This is a genomic window from Methylorubrum populi, assembly GCA_036946625.1.
In the GTDB taxonomy this organism is placed as follows: domain Bacteria; phylum Pseudomonadota; class Alphaproteobacteria; order Rhizobiales; family Beijerinckiaceae; genus Methylobacterium; species Methylobacterium populi_C.
In genome coordinates, this window is the sequence record JAQIIU010000002.1 from 62,853 (window position 1) to 75,649 (window position 12,797).

Sequence of the window (12,797 nt, forward strand, 5' to 3'; positions counted from 1 at the left end):
GTATTGCGTCAAGCGCCGGGCGCTGTCATGTTCCGGTGCATGATCGAGATCGACATCCCGCCGCGCCCCCTTCGGATCGGCGACGCGGCGCCGAACTTCGCGGCCCGGACCACGCGGGGAGACACGAGCCTCGATCGGTTCCGGGGGAACTGGCTGGTGTTCTTCTCTCACCCCGCGGACTTCACGCCGGTCTGCACGAGCGAGTTCATCGCGCTTGCCAAGGCGGCTCCGCGCTTCGAGGAAATCGGGTGCGCGCTGCTGGGCCTGTCCGTCGACAGTCTCTATTCGCACGTGGCCTGGATGCGGGCGATCCGGGAGCTCGCGGGGGTCGACGTGCCGTTTCCCGTGATCGAGGACCCGTCGATGGCGATCGGACGGGCCTATGGAATGCTGGACGCCGGCGCGACCGACTCCTCGGCGATCCGCGCGACCTACTTCATCGACCCCGAGGGCATCATCCGGGCGAACAGCTGGTATCCGATGAATGTCGGACGCTCGGTCGACGAGATGCTGCGGACGGTGACGGCGCTTCGGCGCGTCGCCGACGGCAGGGCGATGACGCCCGCCGACTGGCGGCCGGGTGACGACGTCCTCCTGCCGCCCGAGCTTCCGGCCGACGGGGCGGCCGACTGGTTCCACCGGCTGAGGCCCGACGTATGAGCGGGGCGTTGGATCGCGGCCGGGCGGACGCGATGGTCGAGCGCCTTCGCGCCCTGGCGCAGCCGCAGCGCCTCATGGTTCTCGCCCTGCTCCTCGAGGGAGAGCGCGCCGTCGGCGAGATCGAGGCGGCGACGGGCATCGGGCAACCCGCCCTCAGCCAGCAGCTCGCGGAGTTGCGCCGTGCGGGACTGGTGACGACCCGGCGCGAGGCGCGGATGATCTTCTACAGCATCGCCGACGACGGGGCGGAGGAGCACGTGCGAGCCTTGTTCGCGCTGTTCGGAGCCGGGCGCCTGCCGGAACGCGCCCGGCGGGCCGCCCCGTCCCGCGGCCGAGCCGCGTCCGGCCCGATCGGCGCCGCATCGTTCGCGCGCATCGGATAAGGGGGAACGTGCGAGCCGTCGTCCGGCTCACCGCCCGCACGAACTGGTGGTGTTGCCGACCAGCCCTCGGGACGCACCGCGCGTGCCGTCTCTGCGGTATGGTGCGGGTGGTCGGGCTCGAACCGACACTCCTTGCGGAACCGGATTTTGAATCCGGCGCGTCTACCAACTCCGCCACGCCCGCGTTTAACCGCTTAGCTTCCACGGTCTCGCGATACCGGTGCACACGTTTGATCGCCGACGGCCCGGTCGGCGAATCCCGAGCCAAGCGACGCGGAACTACGACGCACAACGCCGGAGCTCGCTCTGACTTTCCCTTTGAGGCTTACCTGATGCTTACCCAGTCTAAACGAAAAGGGCCGGGTAAGCACCCGGCCTCTCGCTAAACTATTGATAAAACTGGAGCGGGCGAAGGGATTCGAACCCTCGACCCCAACCTTGGCAAGGTTGTGCTCTACCCCTGAGCTACACCCGCTCTCTTGTCCGTCCGTTCGGCGCCCTGGGCGCCCCCGTCGGTGGCGCTGTCTAAACACCATTCCGGCGGGGGATGCAAGCGCCCGGTTCGAGATTCTTGCGTCGAGGTTCTTGCGTCGAGATGTGCGCGGCTCACCAGAACTCGGCCGGAGTGGTGCCGTCGCGGATCTCGGCGAGCCGGGCGCGGGTGGCGCGGGTGGTGTCCGGCGGCAGGGCGTCGAGGGGGAAGAAGCCGCTCTCGGCGATCTCCCGATCCGGTCGCTTCGGTCCCGCCACCGTGAAGGAAGGGGCGATGTAGAGGGCGATGTGGTCGCGGCGCTGCGCCCTCGGGTTCAGGAAGAAGCCGCACAGCCGCAAGGCGACGTCGGGGCCGACCACGACCTCGGCCTCCTCGCGGAACTCGCGGATCATCGCGGCGGGGCCGCTCTCGCCGGGCTCGATCCCGCCGCCGGGCAGGTGCCAGCCGCCGATATAGGTGTGGCGCACGAGGCATACCCGCCCCTGCCCGTCGACGGCGACGCCGCGCACGCCGAGCGTCATGCCGCGGGTGAGGAGCGCGGCGCGCAGGGTCAGACGCTGGAGCCAGGGACGGTCGAGGTTCACGATCATGCCCGGTTTCTGGACCGTCGCCCCGGATGCCGCATCCGGGGCGACGGTCCGGGTTTTCGATTGTGCATCGTCTTTTCAGACAAGCCGGCCGCCGCCCTTCGGGACGGTGCCGTCCCGACGGCAAAGGCGCGTCATGGCCGCGGTCTTGGGTGCGTCGCGGGCACGCCGCTCACACCACCCTGAGGCGGATCGCGCCCACGCCCTCGATCCGCGCGCTCATGGTCTCACCGCGCCGGACCGGGCCGACGCCCGAGGGCGTGCCGCTGAAGATCAGGTCGCCGGGATGCAGTTCGAAATAGGTCGAGAGCAGCGCGACCTGCTCCGGCACCGACCAGATCATCTCCGAGAGGTCGCCCCGCTGGCGCTCCGCCCCGTCGACGGACAACGTGATCGCCCCGGAGCGCGGATGCCCGACGACGCCCGCCGGTCGCAGCGGGCCGACCGGCGCGGAGAAGTCGGCCGCCTTGCCGAGCTCCCACGGCCGGGCCTGCCGCTTGGCCTCGTCCTGAAGGTCGCGCCGGGTCATGTCGAGGCCGACCGCGTAGCCGTAGACGCGGGTGCCGGCGCTCTCCACGGGGATGTCGCGCCCGCCCCGCCCGAGGGCGGCCACCAGTTCCACCTCGAAATGGTAGTTCCCGGTGCGCGGCGGGTAGGGATGTTCGGCCGTCCCGCCCTCGGGCACGGCTTGGAGCGTGTCGGCGGGCTTGAGGAAGAAGAAGGGCGGGTCGCGCTCGTCGGCACCCATCTCGCGGGCATGGGCCCGGTAGTTGCGGCCGATGCAATAGACGCGGCGCACGGGAAACAGGTCGGAACTGCCGTGGATCGGCAGGGTGGGGCGCGGCGGGTTCGGGATCACGGACAGCATGGCGCCTCAAGCCTCGGGTCGGAAGTCACGGTTCGAAAGTCGCTATCGCGCTTGGATCACTCTTGGATCGATCTCGGATCGCTCTTGGCGGCACGATGCGCCGCGGGAAGGAAACCCGGAAGTGCCCGGGATGTGCCATGCCGCCGCCCACCTCTCCCGCAGGTTCTCCCCCGGCATCGGCGGCCATGCGTGCAAAGGCCGTTCCTGCGACCTATCTGATGAGTGTCTCTTGAGTGTCTCTCGCAAAACTCCCGCCGCGCCGTCGTCGCCGGAGCGGGAACGGTCGGTGGCCGGGCGTTTTGTGAGGCACTCTCAAAGTCGGACGGACCCCGCCGATGACCGACGCCAGCCCCGCCCACGAACGTCTTCTCGCCGCGCTCACCGCGCGCCTCGGGGCGCGCCACGTCCGCACCGATCCGGCCGACCTGGCGCCGCATCTCGTCGAGCCGCGCGGACTCTATCGCGGCCATGCGACGGCGGTGGTCGCGCCGGGGACGACCGAGGAGGTCGCCTTCACGCTGCGGGCCTGCGGGCAGGCGGGTGTGCCGGTGGTGGCGCAGGGCGGCAATACCGGCCTCGTCGGCGGCGGCGTGCCCTTCGGCGGGATCGTGCTGTCGCTGAACCGCCTGACCCGGCTGCGGGCGATCGACCCGCTCGGGGGCAGCATGACGGTGGAGGCCGGCATGATCCTCGCCGACGTGCAGGCGGCGGCGGCGGAAGCCGGGATGCTGTTCCCGCTCTCCTGGGCGGCGGAGGGCACGGCGCGCATCGGCGGCGGCCTTTCCACCAATGCCGGTGGCCTGGCGGTGCTGGCCTACGGCAATGCCCGCGACCTCGTGCTGGGGCTCGAAGTCGTGCTCGCCGACGGGCGGGTCTGGAACGGGCTCAAGGCGCTTCGCAAGAACAATGCGGGCTACGACCTCAAGCACCTGTTCGTCGGCTCGGAGGGCACGCTCGGCATCATCACCGCCGCGACGCTGAAGCTGTTCCCCAAGCCCCTCTCGAAGAGCGTCGGCTTCGTCGGGCTGCCCTCGGCGCGGGCGGCGCTCGCCCTGTTCGAGCGGCTGCGGGCCGGCGCCGACCGGGGGCTGACGGCCTTCGAGTACATGTCCCGCTTCGGCCTGGAGATCGTGCTGCGGCACGGGGTCGGCCTGCGCCCGCCGCTCGCCGGCCCGCACGCCGCCTACGCCCTGGTCGAGCTTTCCTCCCCCCGTCCCGGCGCGGATGCCCGCGCCGAGATGGAGACGCGGCTGGCCGAGGCGATGGAGGCGGGACTGGTGGAGGACGCGGTGATCGGCGGCAGCGCCGCGCAGGACGCCGCCCTGTGGCGCCTGCGCGAGGCGCTGCCCGAGCTGCAGAAGGCGGAGGGCGGCTCGATCAAGCACGACGTCTCGCTGCCGCTCTCCCGGCTCGCCGACTTCCTGGAGGAGGCGAGCGCGGCCTGCGAGGCGGCGATGCCGGGCCTGCGCCCCTGCCCGTTCGGCCATTTCGGCGACGGCAACATCCATTTCAACCTGACCCAGCCGGCCGGCATGGAGAAGGCGGATTTCTTGAGCCGGTGGAGCCGCTTCAACGGCATCGTTCACGGCATCGTCGAGCGGATGGACGGCTCGATCGCCGCCGAGCACGGCATCGGCCTGATCAAGCGCGACGAACTCGCCCGCACCGCCGATCCCGTCGGCCTCGACCTGATGCGCCGGCTGAAAGCCGCGCTCGACCCGCACGACCTGCTCAATCCGGGAAAGGTCGTGGCCCTGTCGGACGATCCGCCGCCCGCGCTTCCCGTGTGATGCGACCATCCGGTCGATGCGTTCGGCCTGTCCCCACGTCCTTGCGAGGTGAAGCCGTGGCGATCCAGGGCGCGCCCTTTGCCGGACCTGTCGCGCCCTGGATCGCTTCGCGGCCGCTCGCGATGACGGCGTGGGGCGAAACCCGAAGCGATCGATCGGAAACGGTATGACGGGTCGGGGGGCGCGAGGAGAGGTGACGGGACGCACGCGGGAACGCCGAACCCCGCGAACCGGTTATTGTGCGACGCACAAGAAGGCGGCATGATCCGGTCCCGGAAGACGGGAATCAGCCTTGCGCGCAACCGGATTTTCTCGCCGGATGACCAAAACGTTAACCTGCGCGGCGCGACAATCGCCCTCCGCGGCGGTCGCGGACGGGATGGGCCGCCTCGGTTTCGTCGCATGACGTCTTTAGGCCCTCGTCCCACATATTGCAGTGCGGCGCCGCTTCCTCGGGAGGCGGCCCGCCGCACCGGCAGGAGACGGGGCGAACCATCCGGCGCGAGGGGGCCGGTGCCCCCTGCGGGCGCTCCCGCCGCACGCGATCCTCGAAGGAGACGACGATGCCCATCTCACAGGCCCGGGTCCCGACCGCACAGGCCAGCCGTTACCTGAAGCAGCTCTGCCGCCACTGGAGCCACAAGTTCCCGGTCGAGGAGAGCGGCGACCGCGGCCGGGTGCCCTTCGGCGAGGACCGGATCTGCACCTTCGAGGCGAGCCCCGACGCCCTGCTGATGCAGGTCGCCACCCCCCGACCCCGCCGGCCTGACGCGGCTCGAGAACGTGGTCTCGGACCACCTCCTGCGCTTTGCCTTCCGCGAGAATCTGGGCGACATCACGTGGTCGCGCGCGGCCTGAGCCGCGGTTCGGCCCGACGGGCCGGTCCGGGCCGGGGAGAACGGCGCGCGGCGGCACAGCCTGGAGACCCCATCCCATGAGCCAGATGCCGGGAACGGCCGCCCTCCCCTTCGCCGAGCGCCTCGACCGGCTCGCCGAGGTCGCCGTGAGGGTCGGCCTCGGGCTGCGGCCGGGCCAGGAACTGGTGCTGACCGCCCCGCTGGAGGCGGTGCCGCTCGCCCGTGCGATCACCGAGCACGCCTACAGGGCGGGGGCTTCGCTGGTCACCACCTTCTACGCGGACGACGCCGCGACGCTCGCCCGCTTCGCCCACGCCCCCGACGCGGCCTTCGACAAGGCCGCGGGCTGGCTCTACGCCGGCATGGCCGACGCCTACCGCAACGGGGCGGCCCGGCTCGCCGTCTCCGGCGACGACCCGTCCCTGCTGGCGGGCCAGGACCCGGCCAAGGTCGCCCGCGCCAACCGCGCGCGCTCGCAGGCCTACGTGCCGGCGCTGGAACTGATCGCGGGCTTCTCCACCAACTGGACCATCGTCTCGGCCGCGACCCGGCCCTGGGCCCGCACGGTCTTTCCCGACCTGCCCGAGGACGAGGCGCTGGCCCGCCTGTGGGACGCGGTGTTCTCCGCCTCCCGCATCGATTGCGCCGACCCCGTCGCCGCCTGGGGCGCGCACAACCGGGATCTCGGCCGCCGCACCGAGCGGCTCAACGGGCAGCGCTTCTCGGGCTTGCGCTTCCGCGGCCCCGGCACCGACCTGACCGTGGGCTTGGCCGACGACCACGAATGGTGCGGCGGCGCCGCCACCGCCAAGAACGGCATCGTCTGCAACGCCAACATCCCGACCGAGGAGGTGTTCACCACGCCCCACCGGGCGCGGGTGGAAGGGCACGTCGCCAGCACCAAGCCGCTGTCCTACCAGGGCACCCTGATCGACGGGATCCACGTGCGCTTCTCGGAGGGGCGCATCGTCGAGGCGCGGGCGCGCACCGGCCACGACGTGCTCGCCAAGGTGCTCGACACCGACGAGGGCGCGGCCCGCCTCGGCGAGGTGGCGCTGGTGCCCGCCTCCTCGGCGATCTCGGCCTCGGGGCTCCTGTTCTACAACACGCTCTACGACGAGAACGCCGCGAGCCACATCGCCCTGGGGCAGGCCTACTCGAAATGTTTTCGCAACGGCGGCGAGGGCCTGAGCGAGGCGGATCTCGCCGAGCGCGGCGCCAACCGCAGCCTGATCCACATCGACTGGATGATCGGCTCCGCCGACATCGACGTGGACGGCCTCACCGCCTCGGGCGACGAGGCGGTGCCGGTGATGCGCCGCGGCGAGTGGGCCGACTGAGACCGTTTCCGATCGATCGCTTCGGGGTTCGGCCATCCTCCGTCATCGCGAGCGGCCGCGAAGCGATCCACGGCGCGACAGGTCCGGAACGGTCGCGCCCTGGATCGCCACGGCTTCGCCTCGCGATGACACGGGAGAGGCCGATGCGGTCGATCGGATGTCGCATGAGACCAAGCGGCGGCGATTCCGACCGATGGTCGGGATCGTCGCATCCGGCGAAACGCCCGCCGCCGCGCCGTCGCGAGGGCAGCCGACGATGCGCGGCCCTCGTCGTCGCCTCACGCATAGGCATACGGCCCGCCCCGCTCCAGCGCCCGCCGGTAGGCGGGCCGCGCGTGGATGCGGGCCAGCCACGCCGTCAGCCTCGGGCCCGCTCCCGTCCCGCGGGCGTAGAACGCTTCGAGCGGAAAGCTCATCATGATGTCGGCGGCGGTGAAGGCGCTGCCGCAGAAATACGGGCGCTCCGCCAGTTCCGCCTCCCAATAGGCGGCGTGGCGGCGCAGTTCCGGGTCGACGAAGCCGCCGGTGACCTTGGCCGCGATCGTCCGCACCAGCGGGCGCAGCAGGGCGGGGCTGCCCGGCGCGAGCCGCGAGAACACGAGCTTGAGCAGCAGCGGCGGCATCGCCGAGCCCTCGGCATAGTGCAGGAAGTAGGTGTAGCGCGCCCGTTCCGGCGTGCCCGGCGGCGGCACCAGGGCGCCCTCGGCGCGGGCGGTGAGGAATTCCATGACCGCGCCGGTCTCCGCCACGACCTGACCGTCCGCCTCGATCACCGGCGACTTGCCGAGCGGATGGACCGCCCGCAACGCGCGCGGCGCCAGCATCGTGGCAGGGTCGCGCTCGTAGCGCTTCACCGTGTAGGGGAGCGCCAACTCCTCCAGCAGCCACAGCACCCGCTGCGAGCGGCTGTTCTCCAGATGGTGGACGGTGATCATCGGACGCCTTTCCTGTTCCGCGCCGACAACGCGGCAGGCGGCGCTTCGGGCCTCTTGCGCCCGCATCGGTTTTTCTGGGAAGCCGGGAAGACCGTTCGAACCGGGGCCGGCATGACCATCGACGTCGACGTTTCGCTCCGCCGCGACGGTTTCGCGCTGGAGGTCGCCTTCACCGCGGGGGCCGGGCTCACCGCCCTGTTCGGGCGCTCGGGCTCGGGCAAGACCACGGTGATCGACCTGATCGCCGGGCTGGCCCGGCCGCAGCGCGGGCGCATCGCCGTCGACGGCACGGTGCTGCTCGACACGGAGCGCGGCCTCCGCGTGCCGGTGCACCGGCGGCGGATCGGCTGCGTGTTCCAGGAGGCGCGGCTGATGCCGCATCTCAGCGTGCGGCAGAACCTGCGCTTCGGCCGTTTCTTTTCGGGTGGGACGGGCGGACCGGGCCTCGACGCGGTGGCGGACCTGCTCGGCATCGCGCCCTTGCTGGAGCAGCGCCCGGCCGGCCTGTCGGGGGGCGAGCGGCAGCGGGTGGCGATCGGCCGGGCGCTGCTGGCGCGCCCGCGGCTGCTGCTGATGGACGAGCCGCTCTCGGCCCTCGACGAGGCCCGCAAGCGCGAGATCCTGCCCTATATCGAGCGCCTGCGCGACGAGGCGGGCCTGCCGATCGTCTATGTCAGCCATTCCGTGGCGGAGGTGGCCCGCCTCGCCTCCACCGTGGTGGTGCTGGAAGGGGGCCGCGTGGCGGCGAGCGGCCCGGTCGACGCCGTGCTGCGCCGGCCCGACCTGATCCCCGACGGGACCGAAGCCGGCAGCGTGCTCGCCATGCGGGTCGAGCGCCACGATCCCGCGACCGGGCTGACGCGCCTGACCGGCCCGGCGGGACCCCTCGACCTGCCGCTGATCGACGCCCCCGAGGGCCGCCGGCTCAACCTGCGGATCCCGGCCCGCGACGTGCTGCTGGCGCTGGCCCGGCCCGAGCGCCTGAGCGCCCGCAACGTCCTGCCGGGCCGCGTCGCCGCCCTGCGGGAGGACGGCGCGGCCTGCCTCGTCGAGGTGACCTGCGGGCAGGCGACGCTCGCCGCCCGACTCACCCGCGCCTCCGCCCGCGACCTGGGGCTGACGGTCGGACGCCCGGTCTTCGCCGTCGTGAAGAGCGTGGCGCTCGATGCGGGAGGCGCGCCGGGGGGCGGGCGGATCGAGATTTGAGAGGTGGATGTCGGAGGTTTGGTTGCCGCCTCCAAGACATGTAACAAGAGCCTGTTCGACCAGCCGCCGTGTCTTCGTCGGGCCACGGCAAGGCGAGAGGAAGGTCCTACTCCCATCCCGACCCTCATCCTGAGGTGCCGGAGCGCAGCGGAGGCCTCGAAGGGGGCTCCAGGGATCGCAGCGGGATCTGGAGCACCCTTCGAGGCCGCTCACGCGGCACCTCAGGATGAGGGTCGAGAGGGGATCACTGCCGTCGAACAGGCTCTCAGACCGCCGCTAATTCCTGGCTTGTCTTACCGATTCAAAGATTCAACCAATCCCCCAAAACACCGCTGCGAACGGCGAAATCGCGCTATAAGCCCGCCCATGGCCCCCGACGACAGACCGCTTGCCCTCACCCTCGGCGACCCTTCCGGGATCGGGCCGGAGATCGCGCTGGCCGCGTGGCGGCTGCGGGGCGAGCGCGACGTGCCGCCGTTCCAGCTCGTCGGCGATCCGGACTTCGTCGAGGCGACCGCCCACCGGCTCGGCCTGTCGGTGCCGGTGGCCGCGGTCGAGCCGGACGATGCCGTCGAAGTGTTTTCGCGGGCGCTGCCGGTGCTGCCGCTGCCGAGTGGGGCCAAGGTAACGGCCACGCCCGGCGCGCCGGATTCGGCCCATGCCGGAGCGACCGTCGAATCGATCACCGCCGCCGTCGATCTGGTGCGCTCCGGCGCGGCCTCGGCAGTTGTGACCAACCCCATCGCCAAGTTCGTGCTGACCCGGGTCGGCTTCGCCCATCCGGGGCATACCGAGTTCCTGGCGGCGCTGGCTGCGAGGGAGGGCCGCGAGCCGCCGCTGCCGGTGATGATGCTGTGGAGCGACACGCTGGCCGTGGTGCCGGTGACGATCCACGTCGCCCTGCGCCGCGTGCCGGAACTGTTGACGCAGGAACGGGTCGAGCGCACCGCCCGCATCGTCCACGCCGACCTGCGCGCCCGCTTCGGCCTGGAAAAACCCCGCCTCGTGCTGTCGGGCCTCAACCCGCATGCGGGCGAGTCCGGCACCATGGGCACCGAGGACCGCGACGTGCTGGCGCCCGCGGTCGCGGCCCTGCGCGGCGAGGGCCTCGACATCCGCGGGCCTTTGCCGGCCGACACCCTGTTCCACGAGCGGGCGCGGGCGACCTACGACGTGGCGCTCACCCCCACCCACGATCAGGCGCTGATCCCGATCAAGACGCTGGCCTTCGACGAGGGCGTGAACGTCACGCTGGGGCTTCCCTTCGTGCGCACCTCGCCCGACCACGGCACCGCCTTCGACATCGCCGGCCAGGGCGTCGCCAAGCCCGACAGCCTGATCGCGGCCCTGCGGCTGGCGCGGCGCCTCGCGCAGGGCCCGGCGAAGGACGTCACGCCCTTCCCCGTCCGCGCCTGATCCTTTGCCGATGCGCACCGAAGCGACGAGCGCCGACGGCCTGCCCCCTTTGCGCGAGGTGGTGCGGCGGCACGGGCTGGAGCCGAAGAAGGCGCTCGGCCAGAATTTTCTGTTCGACCTCAACCTGACGGGCCGCATCGCCCGCGCGGCGGGCGCGCTCGACGGCGTGACGGTGGTGGAGGTCGGCCCCGGCCCCGGCGGCCTGACCCGGGCGCTGCTGGCGGCCGGCGCCCGACGCGTGGTCGCCGTCGAGCGCGACCCGCGGGCGCTGCCGGCCTTGGCCGAGATCGCCGCGCGCTACCCCGGACGGCTCGACGTGATCGACGCCGACGCGGTCGGCTTCGACCCGCGCCCCCTCGTCGGCGGCGGGCCGGTCCGAATCGTGGCCAACCTCCCCTACAACGTCGCCACCGTGCTGCTCACCGGCTGGCTCGGGGCCGAGAGGCGCGACGGCCGGACGGATGACCCTTGGCCGCCCTGGTGGGACTCGGCGACGCTGATGTTCCAGCGCGAGGTGGCCGAGCGCATCGTCGCCGACGAGACCGACCGGGCCCGTTACGGCCGGCTCGGGGTGCTGTGCGGCTGGCGCACGCAGGCCGCGATCCTGTTCGACGTGGCCGCGAGCGCCTTCGTGCCGCCGCCGAAGGTCACCTCCAGCATCGTCCACCTGCGCCCGCGCCCCGAGCCGCTGCCCTGCCGGATCGCCGACCTGGAGCGGGTGACCCGCGCCGCCTTCGGCCAGCGCCGCAAGATGCTGCGCCAGAGCCTGAAGGCCGCCACCCCCGACCCCGCCCGCCTCCTCGCCGCCGCCGGGCTGCCGGAGACGGCCCGGGCGGAGGAGATCCCGGTGGCGGGGTTCGTGGCGCTGGCCCGGGCGCTGGAAGCGGAGCGCTGAGCGCCCGGGCGTGGGGCCGGGGCGCAGCCTCGCCCGGCTCGGCCGCGGATGAAGGCCGGCAGCCCGAAGGCACCTCCCCAGGTGCCCGAGATCCTGTTCGACGACGAGAGGCGGTGATCGTCTTTAGCATAAGGCCGTTGGCGATGTGATACGCCATCCGGTTGCTGACTTCGGCCTCTCCTGCGTCATCGCGAGGCGAAGCCGTGGCGATCCAGGGCGCGCCCTTTCCGGACATGTCCGCGCCCTGGATCGCTTCGCGGCCGCTCGCGATGACGGAGGGGGGCGAAACCCGAAGCGATCGATCGGAAACGGTATGAGGCGTCGCGCCCGGGCGTCGAGGCGCTTCCCGGCCCGCTACAGCCACTTCTTCCAGCGGAAGAACACGTAGGGCAGCACGGCGGCCACCACCATCATGCCGACCGCGGCCGGGTAGCCGTAGGGCCAGTCGAGCTCCGGCATGACCTTGAAGTTCATGCCGTAGATCGAGGCGATCAGGGTCGGCGGCATGAACACCACCGCCATGACCGAGAACAGCTTGATGATGTTGTTCTGTTCCAGGTTGACGAGGCCCAGCGTCGCGTCGAGCAGGAACTGGATCTTGGCCGAGATGAACGTCGCGTGCTCTTCCAGCGATTGCAGGTCGCGCAAGGTCGAGCGCACGTCCTCGCGCAGCTCGCGCGGGGCCTTGGCCGTGCGGTAGGTGGCCGAGAGCGAGAGCAGGATGCGCTCCATCGAGACGAGGCTCTCGCGCTGCTTCGAGATCAGGTCGCCGTGCCGCCCGAGCGCCCGGAGCGTGTCCTGGAGCGCGGTGTTGCGCGAGGAGGGGTCGCCCTTGTCCTCGAAGATCTTTCGCGACAGGCGGTCGATCCGCTCGCCCTGGAGCTGGAGCACGTCCGCGGCGCGGTCGATCACCGCCTCGATCAGCCCGGCCAGGATCGATTCGCCGGAGACGGAGGCCGACGGCCCGTTGCCCGTCGCCCGGCCGGCGCGCTGGGTGTACATCCGGAAGGCCTGCGGCTCCTCGTAGCGCACGGTGATGAGCCGGTTGTCGCGCAGGATGAAGGTGATGCCGGCCAGCCCCGGCTCCTCGGAATCGCTGACGCGGGAGAGCACGCGGCCGGTCATGTAGCGGGCCCCGGCCTCGACGTAGAGCAGTTCGGAGGGCTCGATGTCCTTCATCTCCTCCCGCGTCGGCACGGTGATGCCGAGGAAGGATTCGACCTTCACCTCCTCCTCCCGGGTCGGGCGGACGAGGTCGAGCCAGACCGTGTCCTCGGGAATCGGCTCCTGCAGGTCGAGGTAGCGGCGCTCCAGCACCGTCTGGGGACCGCCCGCGACGGGCTTGTGGGTGAAGATCAAGGGGCGCG

Annotated in this window: 11 protein-coding genes, 2 tRNA genes and 1 pseudogene; 8 read left to right on the forward strand and 6 right to left on the reverse strand. The window is 71.7% G+C overall.

Annotated elements, in window-relative coordinates; genetic code table 11:
- Window positions 1-39: 39 nt before the first annotated feature.
- Together PGN25_01950 and PGN25_01955 are read left to right on the forward strand one after the other, a co-directional pair.
- Window positions 40-660 carry a peroxiredoxin gene (locus PGN25_01950; protein ID MEH3116394.1) on the forward strand — a complete coding sequence of 207 codons (621 nt, stop codon included), beginning with the start codon at window positions 40-42 and terminating at the stop codon, window positions 658-660.
- Window positions 657-1,043, forward strand: a complete 387-nt coding sequence (locus PGN25_01955; GenBank protein MEH3116395.1) for a metalloregulator ArsR/SmtB family transcription factor — start codon at window positions 657-659, stop codon at window positions 1,041-1,043. Before PGN25_01950 ends, PGN25_01955 begins: the two co-directional genes overlap by 4 nt.
- 99 nt (window positions 1,044-1,142) lie before the next feature.
- On the opposite strand, the gene PGN25_01960 is transcribed toward PGN25_01955, so the two are convergent.
- The 4 genes from PGN25_01960 to PGN25_01975 form a co-directional block, all read right to left on the reverse strand.
- Window positions 1,143-1,227, reverse strand: a tRNA-Leu gene (locus tag PGN25_01960).
- A 216-nt stretch (window positions 1,228-1,443) separates the two neighbouring features.
- A tRNA-Gly gene (locus tag PGN25_01965) sits at window positions 1,444-1,518 on the reverse strand.
- Window positions 1,519-1,649: 131 nt separating this feature from the next.
- Window positions 1,650-2,126: an NUDIX domain-containing protein gene (locus PGN25_01970; GenBank protein ID MEH3116396.1), complete on the reverse strand. Its 477-nt coding sequence runs from the start codon at window positions 2,124-2,126 to the stop codon at window positions 1,650-1,652.
- 169 nt (window positions 2,127-2,295) lie between these two features.
- Complete coding sequence (locus tag PGN25_01975; protein ID MEH3116397.1) at window positions 2,296-2,991, reverse strand: fumarylacetoacetate hydrolase family protein; 696 nt, start codon at window positions 2,989-2,991, stop codon at window positions 2,296-2,298.
- Window positions 2,992-3,326: 335 nt separating this feature from the next.
- Between PGN25_01975 and PGN25_01980 the strand changes: the two genes are divergently transcribed.
- From PGN25_01980 to PGN25_01990, 3 genes and pseudogenes are all read left to right on the forward strand, one after another.
- Complete coding sequence (locus tag PGN25_01980) at window positions 3,327-4,781, forward strand: FAD-binding oxidoreductase (GenBank protein MEH3116398.1); 1,455 nt, start codon at window positions 3,327-3,329, stop codon at window positions 4,779-4,781.
- 563 nt (window positions 4,782-5,344) lie between these two features.
- Window positions 5,345-5,639: pseudogene (locus PGN25_01985) on the forward strand (DUF2218 domain-containing protein).
- Between the two features lie 76 nt (window positions 5,640-5,715).
- Window positions 5,716-6,978: an aminopeptidase gene (locus PGN25_01990; protein ID MEH3116399.1), complete on the forward strand. Its 1,263-nt coding sequence runs from the start codon at window positions 5,716-5,718 to the stop codon at window positions 6,976-6,978.
- Between the two features lie 278 nt (window positions 6,979-7,256).
- Here the strand turns inward: PGN25_01990 and PGN25_01995 are convergent, their stop codons facing one another.
- Window positions 7,257-7,913, reverse strand: coding sequence for a glutathione S-transferase (locus tag PGN25_01995; protein ID MEH3116400.1), 657 nt, complete (start codon window positions 7,911-7,913; stop codon window positions 7,257-7,259).
- 111 nt (window positions 7,914-8,024) lie between these two features.
- Between PGN25_01995 and modC the strand changes: the two genes are divergently transcribed.
- The 3 genes from modC to rsmA all read left to right on the forward strand — a co-directional run bounded on the left by modC (window position 8,025) and on the right by rsmA (window position 11,430).
- Complete coding sequence (gene modC, locus PGN25_02000) at window positions 8,025-9,119, forward strand: molybdenum ABC transporter ATP-binding protein (protein ID MEH3116401.1); 1,095 nt, start codon at window positions 8,025-8,027, stop codon at window positions 9,117-9,119.
- 366 nt (window positions 9,120-9,485) lie between these two features.
- Window positions 9,486-10,535 carry a 4-hydroxythreonine-4-phosphate dehydrogenase PdxA gene (gene pdxA, locus PGN25_02005; GenBank protein MEH3116402.1) on the forward strand — a complete coding sequence of 350 codons (1,050 nt, stop codon included), beginning with the start codon at window positions 9,486-9,488 and terminating at the stop codon, window positions 10,533-10,535.
- Window positions 10,536-10,545: 10 nt separating this feature from the next.
- Window positions 10,546-11,430 carry a 16S rRNA (adenine(1518)-N(6)/adenine(1519)-N(6))-dimethyltransferase RsmA gene (gene rsmA / locus PGN25_02010; protein ID MEH3116403.1) on the forward strand — a complete coding sequence of 295 codons (885 nt, stop codon included), beginning with the start codon at window positions 10,546-10,548 and terminating at the stop codon, window positions 11,428-11,430.
- A gap of 354 nt (window positions 11,431-11,784) precedes the next feature.
- On the opposite strand, the gene PGN25_02015 is transcribed toward rsmA, so the two are convergent.
- Window positions 11,785-12,789: a magnesium transporter CorA family protein gene (locus PGN25_02015; protein ID MEH3116404.1), complete on the reverse strand. Its 1,005-nt coding sequence runs from the start codon at window positions 12,787-12,789 to the stop codon at window positions 11,785-11,787.
- Window positions 12,790-12,797 lie beyond the last annotated feature (8 nt).

What these genes read in the sequence shown, in the direction of transcription:
- PGN25_01955 (MEH3116395.1), top strand. Translation starts at nt 657, where the DNA reads ATGAGCGGGGCGTTGGATCGCGGCCGGGCGGACGCGATGGTCGAGCGC.
- modC (MEH3116401.1), top strand. Translation starts at nt 8,025, where the DNA reads ATGACCATCGACGTCGACGTTTCGCTCCGCCGCGACGGTTTCGCGCTG.
- PGN25_01995 (MEH3116400.1), bottom strand. Translation starts at nt 7,913, where the DNA reads ATGATCACCGTCCACCATCTGGAGAACAGCCGCTCGCAGCGGGTGCTG.
- PGN25_01975 (MEH3116397.1), bottom strand. Translation starts at nt 2,991, where the DNA reads ATGCTGTCCGTGATCCCGAACCCGCCGCGCCCCACCCTGCCGATCCAC.
- rsmA (MEH3116403.1), top strand. Translation starts at nt 10,546, where the DNA reads ATGCGCACCGAAGCGACGAGCGCCGACGGCCTGCCCCCTTTGCGCGAG.
- pdxA (MEH3116402.1), top strand. Translation starts at nt 9,486, where the DNA reads ATGGCCCCCGACGACAGACCGCTTGCCCTCACCCTCGGCGACCCTTCC.
- PGN25_01950 (MEH3116394.1), top strand. Translation starts at nt 40, where the DNA reads ATGATCGAGATCGACATCCCGCCGCGCCCCCTTCGGATCGGCGACGCG.
- PGN25_01980 (MEH3116398.1), top strand. Translation starts at nt 3,327, where the DNA reads ATGACCGACGCCAGCCCCGCCCACGAACGTCTTCTCGCCGCGCTCACC.
- PGN25_01990 (MEH3116399.1), top strand. Translation starts at nt 5,716, where the DNA reads ATGAGCCAGATGCCGGGAACGGCCGCCCTCCCCTTCGCCGAGCGCCTC.
- PGN25_01970 (MEH3116396.1), bottom strand. Translation starts at nt 2,126, where the DNA reads ATGATCGTGAACCTCGACCGTCCCTGGCTCCAGCGTCTGACCCTGCGC.